The sequence below is a fragment of the Zobellella maritima genome (assembly GCF_003075035.1).
In the GTDB taxonomy this organism is placed as follows: Bacteria; Pseudomonadota; Gammaproteobacteria; order Enterobacterales; family Aeromonadaceae; genus Oceanimonas; species Oceanimonas maritima.
The window spans coordinates 108900-125581 of sequence record NZ_QCZE01000005.1 but is presented as its reverse complement, the minus strand read 5'-3'; the positions used below and the strand labels follow the sequence as shown (position 1 = coordinate 125581).

The 16682-nt window shown below is 63.1% G+C and carries 9 protein-coding genes and 1 pseudogene; 2 read left to right on the top strand and 8 right to left on the bottom strand.

Translation table 11 applies throughout. From position 1 onward, the window contains the following. Positions 1-69: 69 nt before the first annotated feature. Together DCS96_RS16595 and DCS96_RS16590 are read right to left on the bottom strand one after the other, a co-directional pair. A complete protein-coding gene (locus DCS96_RS16595) occupies positions 70-1227 on the bottom strand; it encodes an iron-containing alcohol dehydrogenase (protein WP_116475526.1) in 1158 nt (385 codons plus the stop codon). A 93-nt stretch (positions 1228-1320) separates the two neighbouring features. Beyond that, positions 1321-2832, bottom strand: a complete 1512-nt coding sequence (locus tag DCS96_RS16590; RefSeq protein WP_198650114.1) for a BCCT family transporter — start codon at positions 2830-2832, stop codon at positions 1321-1323. Positions 2833-3455: 623 nt separating this feature from the next. Between DCS96_RS16590 and DCS96_RS16585 the strand changes: the two genes are divergently transcribed. Together DCS96_RS16585 and DCS96_RS19015 are read left to right on the top strand one after the other, a co-directional pair. Beyond that, positions 3456-5969 (top strand): CoA transferase, encoded by a 2514-nt coding sequence (locus tag DCS96_RS16585; protein WP_116475524.1) that lies wholly within the window; start codon positions 3456-3458, stop codon positions 5967-5969. A gap of 182 nt (positions 5970-6151) precedes the next feature. Next, positions 6152-6238, top strand: a pseudogene (locus DCS96_RS19015) (hypothetical protein); the annotation flags it as partial. A gap of 89 nt (positions 6239-6327) precedes the next feature. Here the strand turns inward: DCS96_RS19015 and bcsC are convergent. Genes bcsC through bcsR form a run of 6 tightly spaced genes read right to left on the bottom strand, consistent with a single transcriptional unit; the run spans position 6328 to position 16647 of the window. Then, the gene (gene bcsC, locus DCS96_RS16575) at positions 6328-9789 is read right to left on the bottom strand and encodes a cellulose synthase complex outer membrane protein BcsC (RefSeq protein WP_116475523.1); all 3462 of its coding nucleotides are present in this window, start codon (positions 9787-9789) and stop codon (positions 6328-6330) included. After that, positions 9771-10895: a cellulose synthase complex periplasmic endoglucanase BcsZ gene (bcsZ, locus tag DCS96_RS16570; protein ID WP_232818306.1), complete on the bottom strand. Its 1125-nt coding sequence runs from the start codon at positions 10893-10895 to the stop codon at positions 9771-9773. Before bcsZ ends, bcsC begins: the two co-directional genes overlap by 19 nt. Continuing rightward, a complete protein-coding gene (gene bcsB, locus DCS96_RS16565; protein ID WP_116475521.1) occupies positions 10882-13125 on the bottom strand; it encodes a cellulose biosynthesis cyclic di-GMP-binding regulatory protein BcsB in 2244 nt (747 codons plus the stop codon). The genes bcsZ and bcsB overlap by 14 nt, the downstream gene beginning before the upstream one ends. Then, positions 13125-15716, bottom strand: a complete 2592-nt coding sequence (bcsA, locus tag DCS96_RS16560) for a UDP-forming cellulose synthase catalytic subunit (protein WP_116475520.1) — start codon at positions 15714-15716, stop codon at positions 13125-13127. The genes bcsB and bcsA overlap by 1 nt, the downstream gene beginning before the upstream one ends. Further along, positions 15713-16450 (bottom strand): cellulose biosynthesis protein BcsQ, encoded by a 738-nt coding sequence (gene bcsQ, locus DCS96_RS16555; RefSeq protein ID WP_116475519.1) that lies wholly within the window; start codon positions 16448-16450, stop codon positions 15713-15715. Before bcsQ ends, bcsA begins: the two co-directional genes overlap by 4 nt. Beyond that, a complete protein-coding gene (gene bcsR / locus DCS96_RS16550; protein WP_116475518.1) occupies positions 16441-16647 on the bottom strand; it encodes a cellulose biosynthesis protein BcsR in 207 nt (68 codons plus the stop codon). The genes bcsQ and bcsR overlap by 10 nt, the downstream gene beginning before the upstream one ends. Positions 16648-16682: the final 35 nt, after the last annotated feature.

Sequence of the window (16682 nt, the reverse complement as noted above, 5' to 3'; positions counted from 1 at the left end):
TCGTTTTCCTTGTTTCAAGATATGGCGGCCCGGGGCTGCCTTAAATGGTTACGGGTAATAAAACTATGGCTACCAGAGCTGGCGATAGATCTCGATGATCTCGTCGGTGCCGGGTACCCTGGGGTTGTTACCGGGAGAGCCGGAGGCCAGAGCCTGCGCGGCCATGGCCGGCATCAGCTCGAAGAACGCCTGACGCTCAATGCCGAACTGGGCCGGCGTCGGCACCTGCAGCTCGTCATTGAGTGCATGCAGCTCTTTCAACAGCTTGTCATTGGCCAGCTCGACACTGTCCAGTGCATCGGCTACCCCCATGGCCCGAGCGCAATCCGCGTAACGCTGCGGAGCGGCAGGAATGGAATAGCGGGTGACGCTGGGCAGCAACATGGCGTTGGACAGCCCATGAGGCACATGGAAGGCGGCGCCGATAGGCCGGCTCATACCATGGACCAGGGCCACCGAGGCATTTGAGAAGGCCACCCCGGCCAGGGTCGAACCCAGCATCATCGCCTCGCGGGCCTCCTTATCACCCCCATCGTGATAGGCGCGACGCAGGTTGGGGGCCAGCAGGCGTATCGCAGACAGCGCCTGGCTGTCGCTGTAAAGGTTGGCCTTCTTGCTGACGTAGGCTTCAATGGCATGGGTCAAGGCATCGATGCCCGTGTCGGCGGTGATCCGCGGCGGCAGGCTCAGGGTCAGGCTGAAGTCCACCAGGGCGGCAACCGGCATAAAGCCGATGCCCACACAGAGCATTTTCTCGTCGGTCGTTTCATCGGTAATGATGGTGAATCGGGTGACTTCGGAGCCGGTGCCGGCGGTGGTCGGCACCGCGATGATCGGCAGCCCGGCTTCGATGACCATGCGGGGGAACTTGTAGTCGCGCATGGCACCGCCGTGCTTGCCCAGGATGGCGATAGCCTTGGCGCTGTCTATAGGGCTGCCGCCGCCCAGGGCGATGATGCTGTCGTAATCGCCATCACGCACCCTGTTGACCCCGGCCTGGATCGAACCGACGGTCGGCTCGGGTACAGTATCGGCGAACACCTCGCAGGCTATCTGATGGCGGGACAGGCACGCCTGTATACGACCGGCATAGCCCAGCTCCACCATCATGTTGTCGGTGATGATCAGCGGCCGCTTGCAGCCGAGGCTGGCCAGCACAGTGGGTATCTCGTTGCTGGCGCCTTCACCAACCTGCATGATACGTGGAAGAATGACTTGTGTTGACATAGGGAACTCCAGTCTTGCTGAACAATCGTTAAGCGGTAAGCGTGGCTTGGATCTGCCCTCACCCTATCCGGTCCGGGACGTGCCCGGTTAACATCAGACGCCGCTGGGCACCTTCTCGGCAGTCTCTTCGACCGGCATACGTACATGCTGACGGTCCGCCCTGAGTGCCTTGCAGAGGCCGTAGATGGCCATAATCACCACCACAGAGAAAGGCAGGGCGGCAACAATCGAGGCGGTTTGCAGGGCCTTCAGTCCGCCGGCAAACAGCAGTACCGCCGATACCCCGCCAATGGCCGCACCCCAGAACACCCGATAACGGGCCGGCGGATGATCGTGCCCCATGGAGACTAGGGTGCAGATAACCAGGGTGGCGGAGTCGGCCGAGGTTACGAAATAGGTCACCAGCATGATGGTGCAGATGACGGCAAACAGCAGGGTCAGCACCTGCCCCATACCCAACAGCTCTATGGTCTTGAACAGTGCCATGGTGATATCTTCATTGACCGCCGCCGTCACGCCGCCATTGCCGAACAACTCCATAAACAGGGCGCTGTTGCCAAAGATGGTGATCCAGAAGGCGCCGAGCAGGGTAGGGGCTATCAGCACCCCCAGTACGAACTCCCGAATGGTGCGTCCCCTGGAGATACGGGCAATAAACATGCCGACAAAGGGCGCCCAGGCGATCCACCAGCCCCAGTAAAAGATGGTCCACCATCCCTGCCAGAGACTCTCGGGATCCGGATTGACCCAGAAGCCCAGCTCCACTGCATGAAACAGGTAGTCGCCCATATTGGTAACGAAGGCACCCAGCAGATAGGCGGTGGGGCCGAAGACGATAAACAGGGCCAGGATCAGCACTGTCAGGTGCATATTCAGCTCACTGAGAATACGGATGCCCTTGTCGACACCGGTCAACGCCGAGATGGTGGCGATAACGGAAATAATGGTGATCAGGATGGCCTGGTTGCCGCTCGATACTTCAATGCCTGCCAGGTACTGCAGTCCCGCATTGATCTGCTGCGCCCCCAACCCCAAGGAGGTCGCTATGCCGAAGACGGTGCCGAACACCGCCAGCAGATCCGCCGCATGGCCGACGGGACCATAGATACGCTCGCCGAAGATCGGATAGAGGCTGGAGCGGATCGACAACGGCAGCCCCTTGCGATAGGCAAAATAGGCCAGCACCAGGCCGATCACCGCAAACAGACCCCAGCCATGCAGGCCCCAGTGGAAGATGGAAATCCGCATGGCGACCTGGGCCGCCTCCACCGTCAGCTGCTGACTTTCGGCAATAAAGGGATTGCTCTGAAAATGGTAGATGGGCTCGGCAATACTCCAGAACAATATGCCTATCCCTATGCCGGCACCAAATAACATGGAAAACCAGGAGAAATTGCTGAACTCGGGCTTTTCATTGTCCTTTCCCAGCCGAATGCCGCCATAACGACTGAAGATCAACCAGATAGAAAAGAACAGGGTAAAACTCATCAAGCCTATGTAATACCAGGCCAGATCCGTCGCGATAAAGTTTTTGGCCGCCCCATAGATGGCATCGGCCTGTTCCGGGTTTGCCACGGTAAACAGCACAAAAGCGATAACCAGCATAGCCGACCCCATCACCATGACCGGATGGCCCCCTGATAATAGTCCCTTATCTTCTTTCAAAATGAAGTCCTCTCATTGGCTCACTATGATCATCACCGGACACTCCGAGCGTCATGGGGATGAGCTGTGTCGCTTCACATTCATCGCCACTCCCCTGTCAGGGCAAAGCGTTCACCCCTGTTCAGGTACCGGAGGGATTGAAGCGGAATTGATTGTTGTGAAATTGTGAAGGGAATAAAAGCAATAAAAAAACGGCCTGAGGCCATAAAATATTTATGGGTGGATTAATTAACTTTCAGCTGGAAAAGAAAGTGAACCGAGAGAAAACTTGGCACACTCATCTAGTGGCAATTTCATATTTGCGTTATTTAATCTTTAACATTCAAATTTTCACATCAGATCTCATCAGCCTCGTTACGACCCAAAAAGATTATCGACCAATAAATAAAATGATGACTCAGGGTCATTTTTTATTGCTGGTTTCCGTTTTTTTTCAATCCTAGTATCGCCCTTGCCAAGCAGGCATAAACAATCTCCACACCCACAATGCCGGCTCCGATGCATTGGCAGCTCCAATGAACGGCAGGGTTTTCGGCAAGCTGAATTTAAAAGGATGAATGGTCATGGAAAATAGAAGTCAATTGCCTTTGTCAGGTGTCCGCGTCGTTGATTTCGGCCAGCAAATTGCCGGTCCGGCTGTTGCTATGATACTTGCCGATCTCGGGGCCACCGTCATCCATATCGATCCCCCCACAGGACCGCAATGGGACCACCCGGCCAACGCCGTCCTCAACCGGAACAAAAGCTGCCTGCGCCTGGATCTGAAGACCCCCGCCGGGCTGGTCAAGGCATTTTCCCTGATCGAGCAGGCGGACGTGGTGATCGAAAGCTTCCGGCCCGGCGTGATGAACAAGCTGGGGGTAAACTTCGCCCAGCTGCGCGCGGAACGTCCCGAGTTGATTACCCTGTCGATCCCGGGATTTGCCAGCAATGACCAATTGCGCCGGGAATGGAAAGCCACCGAGGCGGTGGTGGCCGCCACCTCCGGTGCCTTTACCGACATGGGCTTCAACCGGGTTCTGATGGGACTCAACCCCAGCTTCTCCCCGCTGCCCCTGGGCTCGGCCTATGCCACCACCCTGGCGGCCAGCTCGGTGGTGATGGCGCTGCTGGCACGTGAAAAATCGGGCCGCGGCGATAGCATCGAAGTGCCTATTGCCGCCGCGTTAATGGAAGGCTTGTCCTACAACTCCATCGTCATCGAGGGCATGCCGGATCGCTACAAGACCATGCGCGAGGAAGAAATCGAACGCCGGAAAGCGGCCAACCTGCCGATGGACGTGAGCTACGAGGCTCTGCAGGAATATCTCGACCCCTTCTACCGCACCTATGAATGCGCCGACGGCCGCATGTTCTATGTGGTGTGCCCGTCGCACCGCAACCATGCCAAGCGCTGCCTGCAGGCCCTGGGCTTATATGAACAACTGCTCGCCGACGGCCTTCCGGATGTGGAAGACCTGTATCTGCCGATTGCCGAATGGGATGGCGAAACTTCCATCGGCGTCTACCCCCTGCCGAAGAAATGGGCCGATCTGATCTCGGCCCGAATGAAGGCGGTCTTCCTGACCCGCACCTCGACCGAATGGGGCCGGGTGTTCGGCGAAGGTCAGATCCCCGGCGCGCCCCACAGGACCACCCGGGAGTGGGTCAATGACGAGCACACCAATGCCGCGGGCCTGATTGTAGAGGTCGAAGATCCCGAATTCGGCCTGATGAAGCAGCCGGGCCCCGTGGTCTGGCTCGAAGACTCGGCCGAACAGATGCTGGCGCCGCGCCCCAGGCAAGAGGTCGGTTTCGAGCAGGCCCTGAGCGAATTGTCGGCGGTGGCGCAACGGGAAACCATTACCCGTCCCCAGGGCACGGATATCAAAGCCGCCGGGCAGAATGGCTGGCTCGACGGCCTCAGGATACTGGATCTGACCAACGTGATCGCCGGCCCCCATTCCACCGCCTTCCTGGGCCGTTTCGGCGCCGAGGTCATCAAGCTGGACCCGGTCACCCCCTTTTATGATCCGCTGATCGGCACCCTGTTCAGCTTCCAGACCGGCATGGGCAAGAAAAGCGCCCTAGTGGATATCACCAGGGCAGAAGGAAGGGAAGCCTTCCACCGCCTGGTGCGCTCGGTCGACATGGTGGTGATCAACGCGCCGGAACGGCAGATGAAACCACTCGGGCTGGATCATGACAGCCTGCAGGCCATCAACCCGGGCGTGCTGTTCTGCCGTTTGGATTGTCTGGGCGGCCCCCGCCGCGGTCCCAAGACAGACTACATCGGCTATGACGATATCATCCAGGCCAACAGCGGTATCATGAGTCGCTTCGGCGGCCCGGCAACGCCCGAAGAACACGCCCACCTGGGTACCCTGGACGTGAACTGCGGCTTTGCCGGCGGCCTGGGCATGGCGGTGGCGCTGTACCACAAGCAGAAAACGGGGGCCATTACCCGAGCCAGGACCTCACTGTCGGCGATCACCAACCTGGCACAGGTCTCCTTTGCCTTTGATTATCAGGATCGTGCGCCCTTCAACGAGGCGTCGGGGCGGGCAGCGCTGGGCAACCATGCCCTGTCTCATTTTTATCAGACCGGTGATGGCTGGGTATTCCTCGATGCCAATCCCTCGGAGCTGGAAAAACTGGCCGCGGTCGAGGGCCTGGCGGGTATCCAGGAGGCGGAAAACACCGCCGAGTTTCTGGCGGCGGCCTTCAAGACAGCGACCACCGATTACTGGGTCGATGTCCTGCACGCCGCCGATATTGCAGCGGCCAGGCCGCTCAGCATCGAAGAACTGCGGGAGGCGTACAGCCGAGAGGCCGATGGTCAGGTGGGCACGGACAGGGGCAGCTATGCATTCTCTATCTACGAAAACCACCCCAGCGGCCATAGGGTGACCCAGATCGATCACTATGCGATTCGTCCCTGCGAGTCTTCGATCTTCGCCCTCACCCCGACCGAGCAGTTCGGCCACTCCACCCGGGCCATCCTTGCCGATATCGGTTACGGCACGGAGGAAATCGATACCATGCTGGAAACGGCTATCGCCGGTGAAGCCTGGGGACGCGAATACCTGCCTGGCTGATCCGCAAATACCTGACCGGTGCCGAAGCACCGGTCAGTGCCTACCCATACTGCCAATCCTGAATCACCCTCTCGATTGGCAGTATTTTATTGGCAGGCACCTGCTCGGCATTGGATCCGGCCTGACGGGGATGCGCTACCCCAACCGCATATTGTGGGTGTTCCGGCAGCGCCCCCTTCGGCGGCTACAAACAATCGGGCAATGGCCGGGAATGGGGCAAGGAGGCGCTGCATGAATATATCGAAACCAAGGCCATTATCTGTGGTTAAGTGCGCTATCCGCCAGGCATCCGCATATATGCGATAAGCCGGGCTCCCGCGGGGAGACAGCGGGCAACAAGCTGCCCGCGATCCCTCCCCTACTTGAACTCGGCATAGGGGGTCAGCGGTTGCGGCGGCAGCTCCAGGTCACCCTGCCAGCCGCCCAGCGAATAACGCAGATAGAGCAGGCCATGGCTGGGGGTAAAGTCCCTGGCCTGCTGGATATCGATGCCCGCCCCCAGGGTCCAGTGCGCGTTCAGCCGGCGTTCCACCAGGGCCCGCAGGGTATAGCCGAACCCGCTGCTGCTGTCGCCCCCTTCGATGGCATCCGCATCGGGCAGCCCCGCCGGGATCAGGCCCGGGTGCGGATAACGCGGCTGATCGTCGGTGACCGCGCGAGACCAGGAAACGGATCCCCCCAGTTCCCACGACCAATCGTCGGTACGCTCCCGGTAATTCACCGGCACCGCCAGCGACAGGTATTGCTGTGGGCTGTAGTAGCCGCCCTGCCCCAGGGAGTAGCCGCTCAGATCCTTCTGGTATTGCCACCACATGCTGTTCAGCCCCACGCTGACCCGCCGCTGAGGCTGATTGACCAGCTTGTAGTAGTAGCCCCCCATCAGCCGGGTGCGCCTGTTCTCCTCCACATTTTCACCGGTCAGCAAGCTGGCACCGATATCGCCCCACAAGCCATGGGCCCTGCCCTGATCGTAACTGCCGCTGAGGCTGACACCGGTGGCGCGCACCCCGCCCCAGCGGATGCCGGTATTGGGGTCCTGGGTACCGCCGAAGGACAGCAACGAGCTGGCCAGCGGCCGCCGGGAAGCGGTCAAGGTCCAGCCGATGTCCCGCCAGGCGCCGCTGTAGTCGAGGCCGCCGACCCAGTCCACCACCTCGAAACCGAGCGGTGTGGTACCGAGATCCCCTTGCCAGCGCTGGTCCCGCCAGCCGACACCGACGCTGGCGCCGGTGGCGGACTGGCGATGATCGTCACTGCAGCCCACTTCCCGGCAGGTGCCGAATGTCTCCTTATAGACGCCGTCGTCAAAACGGCCCGCATCCAGCCGAACCATGTCGGTGCGCAGGAATCCCCGCCCGCCAAACATGGGGGTCTCCAGCTCCAGCATGCCGGTATGGGCGCTCAGATCCGAATAGCCGCCGCTGCCGCCGGAGCGCAGGTAGTCATGATCGAAGGTGACGGTGGTATCCATCTGACGATAGAGATCCGCCGCATCGGCGCGGACACTGCGGGTCAGCCAGTCATCGTCGAGCTTGACCCGGGTCAGCCGGGTGAAGTCGTCATTCTCCGTCGGCGGCTGGTCCGTCAGGCCGCTGGCCGCCATCGCCTGGCCATAGTCGCCCAGCGCCTGTTGTGATTGCCCGAGCTGCCGGGCCAGCCTGGCCGAATCACGCAGCAACCAGGCGTTTTCCCCGGATGGCGGCAGTTGCTGCGCCTGCTGCCTGGCCTGCCGGAACAGCCGTTCGGCCTGCAGCTGCTCCCCCACCGCCGCCCAGGCGTTGGCAACCCGGCGACGGCTGTTCAGGGAAGGCGTCTGCTGCTCATTATCAGGCCGCCGCTTGAACAACTGCCGCCGGGCCTGATCCAGATTACCGTCGGCAATCAGCGCCTCTATCTTTCCCAGGCGGGCCTCGTCGTTTTCCGGCTCCCGCGCCAGCACCTGACGATAACCGGCCAGGGCACGGCCGGGATCGCCGTCTTCCAGGGCCCAGTCCGCCAGGATAAGCGAGATGCGGGTGTCGGCGGGCTGTGCCTGCAGGATGGCCAGCGCACCGCCGTTATCACCCTGATCTCGCAAGCTGCGCGCCTCGGCCAGCATGCGATCCTGTTCCAGTCGCCGTGCCAGCTCGTCCATCTCGGTACTCCAGCGGGCCCGAGGCAGGGTATCCATATGGGCTAGAGCTGCCCGCTCCCGTCCGCCGGACGACAAGTAGAGGGCATGGGCATAGAGCTGCTCCGGATCATCGGGCCGGCGGGATGCCAACTCGGCAAAGGCCTTGTCGGCCAGCTCGGGCCGGCCCGCCTGTCGCCAGTTCGCCGCCAGCCGGTAGGTCAGCCAGACATCGTCCGGCGTCAGCTGCCGGGCCCGGACCAGAGTTTCAGCCGCCGCCCGCCATTGCCGTCCCTGCTCCAGGGTCTCCGCCCGCTGCTGCAACAGCTCGCTGCTCAGCCGGGGTTCTCCGTCACCCAGGGCCTGCCGCTGGCGACGGGGCAGCCGTTCCAGATAACCCAGGGCCTGGGCCGGTGACTGCTGGCGATAGAGGGCAAACAAGCCCCTCAGGGCGCCGCCGTTCACCGGATCCCGGCTCAGTGCCTGACGAAAATAGCGCTCCGCCTGGTCCGCCTGCCCCCTGGCCAGCGCCACCTCTCCCAATCCCAGCAGGGCATAGCTGTCTCCGTCATCCAGCTGCCTTGCCTGTTGGTAGTGCCGCCGGGCCGACACCAGCTGCCGGGCCTGCAACGCCTGATCCCCCTGCTGGATCAGCAACCAGTAACGGTTGCTCCGGAGCAGGCTCTGCCATTTGCTGCGCTCGCTGCTGTCCGGATCCGCCCTCAGGGCCCGCTCAAGCAACGGGATGGCCTGGCTGCGCTGGCCCTCACGGCCATAGGCCTGGCCCAGGGCACCCAGCAGGCCGGCATCATCTGGATAGCCGGCCAGGGCCCGTCGCAACCAGGGGATGGCGGCGGCGCCCTGCCCCTGCGCCACCAGTGCCAGTCCCCGGGTGCGAGCCTGGAAGGCCGGATCGGCCAGCAAGTCCTGCTGCTGCCGCAGCAGCTCCCCAGCCTGCCCCCCTGTATTGCCCTCGGAAAACTCGACCAGCTGCCGCAACTGGGCCAGGCTCTGCTCACCCACCGGCATCCGCCTGATGTGGTCCAGCCAGAGTTCGACGGCCTGGTCGCGGGTGGCCGGATCCCCGGCCATCTGCCGCAACAGGGCAAACCCCTGCCCGGGCCTCTCTGCATCGAACAACAGGCCGACCAGCACGCCGCGCAGGGTGCGGTTACCGGGGTAACTGTCGTCCAGTGCCTTCAGGCGGCTGATCGCCGGGCCGCGCTGGCCGGGCAGCCGCGCCACCAGCCGCCAGTATTCCACCGCCAGATCCAGGCTGGGAAAATCCTCGCCAAACAGCTCCAGATAGGCTTGCCGGGCGTCCGTCAGCCGCCCGGCCGCCGCCAGCAGCCGGGCCTGTTGCAGCTGCTGACGGCCCGCCTCTGTGGTCAGCAGCATGGCACCTTGCGCCTGGCGATATTCGGCGGAATCCGGCGCCACCCTGGCCAGCCGCTCCAGTTGATGCCGGGCCAGCTGCGGATCGTCCTGACGCAGTGCCAGCCGCAGCCGCGCCGCCATCACCTGGGGATGATCGGGAGCGATCAATGCCAGGCGATGCAGGGACTCCTCGACCAGGTTGTCACGGTAGCCTGCCTCGCCCAGCCGGATCTGTTCCAGCAGCCAGGACTCGGGCTCGACCGTCGCCAGGGCCGCCGGTGGCAAGGCCAGAACGAGCGGCAACCCCAGCAGGCTTAACGAGAACTTGTGCATGCATCACCCCGGTTCGGTAGCAGTTCACCCGCCCGATTGAAACCATAACGTCGCTGATCCCAGCCCTCGCCGAACAGGGTCAGCACCGCATCGTAATAGCCCCGCTCACCGGCTGGCCGTTCGGCCAGCCGCCGGCGCTGGACCTCGGCCGCGGCCGTGCCCTGCAGCAGGGGCAGCAGGGCGGCGGAAAAGCCGACGGGACCGCTTCCCGACGCTTCGCCGGTCAGCACGTCCACCCGCTCCGGCGGCATGCCCCGCGCCACCGTCAGCTCGACCATGGACTTCATATGAGAAAGTAGTTGTGCCTTGTCCGGATCGCCGTCGGCAAGCATGCCGACCCACAGATAGCTGCGTATCGCATCGTAGCTGCCGATACTGCCCGCCTTGGGATCCGGCAGCCAGCCCCGGGACGGCTGCCAGACCACCCAGTCGGGCACCAGCCCGACGGGGGCCGCTTCCAGCAACAGCCGCCGGTTGCCGCTTTGCATCGCCTGCCAGGGCCCGTCGAAACCGGCGAAGCGCGCCAGCAGCTGGGGCGGCAGATAGCTGGGGTTGAGGGTCCAGTCCTGTTCCCGGGCAAAACCGACCTTGCCGGGCAGCAACATGGGGCCCAGGCCGGGGATGTCCGCGACTTCTTCCCGCGCGATACGCTGCAACAGCAGGGTACCCAGGACCCGGTAGCGACGGTTCTGCCACAGGCGGCCGGCTTCCAGCAGGTCATAGGCCAGCCACAGATCGGAATCGGCGGCGGAATTGGGGTCGAGCACCGTCCATTGCTGCCGTTCGTTGCGGCCCCACAACCAGGCCGGCAGCCGCGCCGTCAGATCCCCGGCAGCCAGGTTGTCCTGGGTCCACCGCAGCAGCCGTTCGAAGGTGTCCCTATCGTCGGCCACCAGGGCGAAAAACATGCCGTAGCTCTGGCCTTCTGAGGTGGTGACATGACGATCCCCGGCGGGATCGATCACCCGCCCTTGCTCGCTGATGTAGTCCTGCCTGAACCGCTGCCAGGCGGGCCAGTCACAATCGGCCGAGACGGCACCCGGCCCCAACAGCAACAGGCTCATGACGCCTGCGTACAGCCAGCCCATGGGCTTAGACCCGCTCATCCGGCGACAGCCGGCGGCGGCTCAAGGTACGCAGTACCCGCCACAGCACCAGCACCATCAGCAGTACACTGAGGGACGTCAGGGCAGCCAGCACCAGCGGATGCGGGGCCAGCAAGAACCAGATCCGTTCCCACCAAGGCAGGTAACCCACATGGTAGGCATTGCCGACCCGCAGGCTGTTGATCCCCGATTCCCGGATCACCGCCACCGCACCGGACAAATCGGCCCGCCGGCCGCTGTCGTTGATCACCTCATTCAGCAACTGATAGCCCCGGTCACTGTCTGCCAGTAACGCCACCACGCTACGCTGCTCATAGAAGGGGGACTGGAAACCGATCACCGCCGCCATGGGCCCATCCGAGTCGATTCTGGCTTCACTTTCCGGTAGGTCATCCTCGCTATCCGGATCCAGCTCGGGCCGCGATGCCTGGCGGGCCGGCATCTTCACCCAGCTCCGGGTAGCCTCGAACAACAGGTGGATATTGCGATCATCGCGCAGTTCCGCCGGTATGGTGCCGAGCAACAGCACATCCAGATCCCGATCCTGTACCTGTTCCCAGTCGTCGCCGAGGCGTACCCCCAATGCCGGATAGCCGGTGTGCGCCCCGATCGCGCCCAGGATATTGAACAGGGCACCAAGCTGGGCCGGTTCCGGATCCTTGTTGACCAGCACCAGGGTCTGGGACAGATCGGCCAGCCGGCTGAACGGGAACCCGGAGTTGGCAAAGGCGCGTAGATCCGGCATAGCCATGAAGTGGCGGTAGCCGGAAAAGTCGATGGTGGAATCGCCGTCGATCACCACCTGGTTGGGGATAGGCCGATAGGTCTCGCACCGTTCGGGCGTCCCCCCGAGCACCGCATTGGCATACTCAAAGTTGAAGCTCAGCTGGTTGCTGGTGCCGAGCTTGAGGGCCGGTATGGTGAGCCGATTGTCTCCGGGCACATCCTGCAACATCAGCAGCTGCAGCAGCTTTTCGCCGCTTTGCTGTTCCGGCCTGAGGCTATAGGTGTGCAACAGTTGATCGTTGAGGCTGACCACCAGCCGCGAACCATCGTCCGTTTTTGGCGAGGTGTAACGGTATTTCAACTGCATGGGGATGCCCAGATCGCGGATCATGAACAGATCCGGCGGCAGATTCAGGGTCAGGGCCATCGGCGAGGGCTCCATGCCTCTCGCCTGCAGCTGTCCGGGATAGCGCTGCAGCTCGGCAAAGGCAACCGGCCGGTCGGTACGCACCCAGTTGGGCGCGTCATAGGGTTGACGCGGCGCCAGCGGCCTGACGCCGGCCACCGTCACGCTCTGGCCCCGAAACAGTATGCTGCCCTGGGCTACGCCCTGCACCGCCGTGACCAGATCCTGATCGTCGCGGCCGAGCACCAGCAGCAGCTTGACATAGGGGTCGTCGGGATGGCTGATCATCTCCACGGTCGGGGCGTCGACGGCAGGATAGTCCCGCAGAAAATCCGGACGCCGTTCATTGGTGGCAAATACGACCCCATGGCGATCGGGCAACCGGTTGAACAGCACCGGAAACTGCTGGCCGCGCCACTGGGCCCGGGCGCCGAACCAGGATGCCAGCACCGCCGCCGCCTTCTGCTGGGTCAACCCCGGAGAGGCGGCAAACACCATCGGCAGGGTCAGCGCCCGGGTATCCCGTTCATCGAAAAACGGCTCGGGAAAGTAGGACAGATCGTTTTTCAGCGGCAAGGCCTGATAGCGCAGCGACAGGCTACTGTCGCTGCCCACATCCAGCCACAGGGTACTGTGGGCGGGGTTTTCACAGATGCGTTGGTAGTGACCGACAAAGCCCAGTTTTATCCGGTTGAAGTCGCCGATATAACGGGGGTCCAGGGGCACCTGTACCCGGCTCTTGTTACCCAGCTGCTCACGCTCAACCGGCACTACCCCCATCATTTCATCGTTGAGGTACACCTTCACATGGGACTCGACCGGCAGCAGGGCCGGCGATGGAATAAAGGCCAGATTCAGGGTGGCGTGGGACACCACCTCATCGCTGCGCACCCCGAACTCGACCTGGCCCTCGGGGCTGGTGCCGCGCAAGGCCGGCATGTCCGGGGCCAGCTGCCCGAAGGCGAGCTCGACATCGCGGGTCGGGACCACTTCCGACCCGACAGCGACAGCCCCTGTCTCCGCCGGCACAGCCGCCCCCTGGGCCAGGACGCCGATACTCCACAGCATCAGGGTGAACAAGGCGATTATTTTTATCATTATTCCCTCATCATGGTTGAACTAAAGGCCGCCGTGGATAACGGCTTGTACCGCTCCGGAGTACGCGGGATAAAGGACAGCAGCCACGCCAGCAGCCGGCTCACTGCGGCAAACAGTCGCGCCAAGGGCGACGGCTGGTGATCGATCAGGCTCTTAAAACCGTTCCAGCCCAGCGTCAGCACGTCTTTCAGGCTGGCCACCGGCTGGTCACGGGCAAACTCATCCTGCCAGCGGGCCCAGGTGTCAGCGCGGGCGAAGGTACACTGGATAAACTCGATATGCTGCTCCCGGGTCAGGCCGCTCAAGCGCAGTCCTATCCGGGTCCCGGCCCGTCGCATTACGGCCGCCGGGAAGGCGAATTCCTGCTGGCCGCGCTTCAGCAGCAGGGTAAGCTGCTCGCCTTCCCACAGCAGATCGTGCCGGCACAATTCGATGCCCACGCCGCCGTCCGAGTAATCACGCAGGGTGCAGGGAAACAGGTGGCCATCCTGCCGTTTGATAGCAGCAGGCAGGTCAATATCCACCCGGTGCGCCTGACGCACCTGCCTGGCCTCCACCGCCACCGCGATGGCCCCGCCCAGGATCAGCAAATTGAACAGTACCCAGCCCATACTCAGGATCACCGTCGGGATTTCGTTCGCATCGCCGTATGCCAGCCGCCAGCCGCCGGCGACCAGCCCGCACAGGTTGAGCAGCACCAGCACCAGATAGGGACGGCTGATCTCCCAATCCACATGGGCCTGCTCGACCAGCCCGCCCTTGGCGGTGACATTGAAGGTGCCCTTGTGGGGGTTGAGCAGGGCCACAGTGGTCGGCCGGGCGATATACCAGGCCAGCACACTTTCGTAGACCTCACTCCAGAACGAATAGCGATACTTGCCCTGGATCCTGGAATTGGTCAGGTTCGCATGGATCATGTGCGGCAGCACGTAGAGCGCAATGGCCAGCGCCGGGGCGTAGATGATGTAGGCGTGCAACAGCAGGAATGCCAGCGGGGCGGTCAGGAAGATCAACCTGGGTATGCCCGACAGGAAGTGCAGCATGGCATTGGCGTAACAGAGCCGCTGGGTCAGTTTCAGCCCCTTGCCCAGCAGCGGATTGTCGAGCCGGAAGATCTGTACCATCCCCCTCGCCCAGCGGATGCGCTGGCCGATATGGGCAGACAGGCTTTCCGTGGCCAAGCCGGCGGCCTGGGGGATACGAATATAGGCGGAGGTGTAGCCCAGGCGGTGCAGCCGCAGCGAGGTATGGGCGTCTTCGGTCACGGTTTCCACCGCGATGCCGCCCGCCTCGTCCAGGGCGCTGCGGCGGATCACCGCACAGGAGCCACAGAAGAAGGTGGCGTCCCACATGTCATTGCCATCCTGCAGCAGGCCATAGAAGAGCGAGCCTTCGTTCGGGGTACGGCCGAAACGCCCCAGGTTGCGTTCAAACGGATCCGGCGAGAAAAAATGGTGCGGCGTCTGGAGCATGGCCAGTTTTTTATCCTTGAAGAACCAGCCCATGGTCAGTTGCAGGAAGGTGCGGGTCGGCACATGGTCACAGTCGAAGATGGCGACAAAGTCGCCGCCGGCCTGCTTCATCGCATAATTCAGGTTGCCCGCCTTGGCGTGCTCATGGGTGGGCCGGGCGATGTAGCGCACCCCCGCCTCCTCGGCGAATTCCCGGAACGAGGCCCGGTTACCGTCATCGAGCAGGTAGATGTTGAGCTTGTCCCTGGGCCAGTCGATGCCCAGGGCCGCATAGATGGTGGGCTTGACCACGCTCAGCGGCTCATTGTAGGTGGGCACCATGATATCGACAACGGGCCAGTCGGCCGGCGACGCCGTCAACGGGGTCGGCTGGCGATGCAGCGGCCAGAGTGACTGGAAATAGCCCAGCACCAGCACCAGCCAGGCGTAGGTCTCCGCGGCCAGCAGCAGCAGTCCGCAAAACAGGCTGAGCGGATCGTCCCAGTTCAGGGTCGAGGTATAGCGCCACCACAGGTAGCGGCAAGACACCAGCAGCGACAGCATGATCATCAGCAGGGCGGCAAACCGGCCCGGCAGCCGGCGCACCACCATGGCTATCGCCCACAACACCGCCACAAACACCAGCTGCGTTTGCAGATCAAGGGGTTGTGATACGCATACCAGGGCCAACAGTACCGCAGTCAGCCCCATCAGCCACCGCCCGACCCGGCGCCCCCCCCGGGACGAGGGCGCCGAATTGTTCTCCTGCCTGCCCGCCTCCCCCGCCGAACGTCGCCGCCGGCGCTCGCCAGTACGCAGCCGGGCAGCCCAGCCGCCCCATGGGAGCTCGCTTTGCCCTGGCGGGCGGATCAGCAACAGCCAGGCGCCCTGCAACAGGTAACGCAGGCCGTCGCCCAGCCGGGGCCGCTCCGGCGAAAGGTGGGGAAACCAGTAGCGGGCCTGGGTGCGCAATGCCTGCCAGCCGGGCGATTCCAGCCGGAACAGGGCCCAGGCCAGGATCAGACCGGCACAGCACAGGCCGGCGGCCGGCGCGGAGCTGCCCTGCCGGCGATATCCCCGATAGCGCCGTGCCAGTGTCTGCAACCCCCGGCTCAGCAACGGCCCCATCAGCCAGTTCATGGGTGCGACCCGGTCACATGGGCCAGACACCAGACGGCCAGGATATTGAGCTCGTCCGCCGCCAGGCTGACGGTACTGTATTCCCCCACCGGCTGCTTGGCGGCCAGGGCCTCGGCCATCGCCTCATCCTGGTGGATTGCCAACGGCAGCAGGGCATCCAGGTGTTGCCGCCAGTATTGATGCAGATCCTGCTGCAACCGGCTTTCGGCGGAAAACCGATTGAGCAGCAGCCGGGTCCCCGGCGGCAACGGCTGCTGATGCAGACGGATATGGCTGTTGGCATCGGCGTTCAGCACGCAAAACAGGGCATCGGCCGCCTCCTGCCACCCTTCGGTGCCGGGCATGCCGGCGGCGGGCAGATCCAGCAACAGCCAGTCATACTCACCGCTGTCCCGCAACTGGTTGAGATATTGAATCCAGCGTCCGGAAACCTGCTGATGCCGCGCCGACCAGCGCGGAAGCTCGTCTACCGACAGCCGCCCGAAAGGCAACAGATCCAGCCCCTCGCAATAGCGCAGCGCCTGCTGGTGCCAGGCAAGTCCATCCAGCTCCGCCCGGCCCCAGCCCGCGGTCAGTGAAAACGGGGTATTGAAGTGCAGGCACAGGTGATTGTCTGCCGAACAGTCGATGACCAGTACCCCTTTACCCAGCCGATGCAGGGCCCAGGCCAACCCCGCCGTGATCGAGGTGGCGCCCACACCGCCGCGGATCCCCTGCAAGGCGATTACCGGCATGGGTCCTCGGCATCCGACGCCAGGGATAGCTCGTCCAGCAAGGGCCAGCGCTCCACTATGGCGGCCAGCTGTTGCTGCCGGCCGATATCCTGGTAGCCCAGTGCCGGCAAGGACACCAGCCGGCTCAATGCACCCAGATCATCCTGGGTGCTTTCCGCCCGGTTCAGGCCATCATCATCAGGGTTTTCATGCTTCATGCTGCCACTCGCAATTCATTGATTCCAAGCCAGTA

What these genes read in the sequence shown, in the direction of transcription:
- DCS96_RS16595 (WP_116475526.1), bottom strand. Translation starts at nt 1,227, where the DNA reads ATGTCAACACAAGTCATTCTTCCACGTATCATGCAGGTTGGTGAAGGC.
- DCS96_RS16590 (WP_198650114.1), bottom strand. Translation starts at nt 2,832, where the DNA reads ATGCTGGTTATCGCTTTTGTGCTGTTTACCGTGGCAAACCCGGAACAG.
- DCS96_RS16585 (WP_116475524.1), top strand. Translation starts at nt 3,456, where the DNA reads ATGGAAAATAGAAGTCAATTGCCTTTGTCAGGTGTCCGCGTCGTTGAT.
- bcsC (WP_116475523.1), bottom strand. Translation starts at nt 9,789, where the DNA reads ATGCACAAGTTCTCGTTAAGCCTGCTGGGGTTGCCGCTCGTTCTGGCC.
- bcsZ (WP_232818306.1), bottom strand. Translation starts at nt 10,895, where the DNA reads ATGAGCGGGTCTAAGCCCATGGGCTGGCTGTACGCAGGCGTCATGAGC.
- bcsB (WP_116475521.1), bottom strand. Translation starts at nt 13,125, where the DNA reads ATGATAAAAATAATCGCCTTGTTCACCCTGATGCTGTGGAGTATCGGC.
- bcsA (WP_116475520.1), bottom strand. Translation starts at nt 15,716, where the DNA reads ATGAACTGGCTGATGGGGCCGTTGCTGAGCCGGGGGTTGCAGACACTG.
- bcsQ (WP_116475519.1), bottom strand. Translation starts at nt 16,450, where the DNA reads ATGCCGGTAATCGCCTTGCAGGGGATCCGCGGCGGTGTGGGCGCCACC.
- bcsR (WP_116475518.1), bottom strand. Translation starts at nt 16,647, where the DNA reads ATGAAGCATGAAAACCCTGATGATGATGGCCTGAACCGGGCGGAAAGC.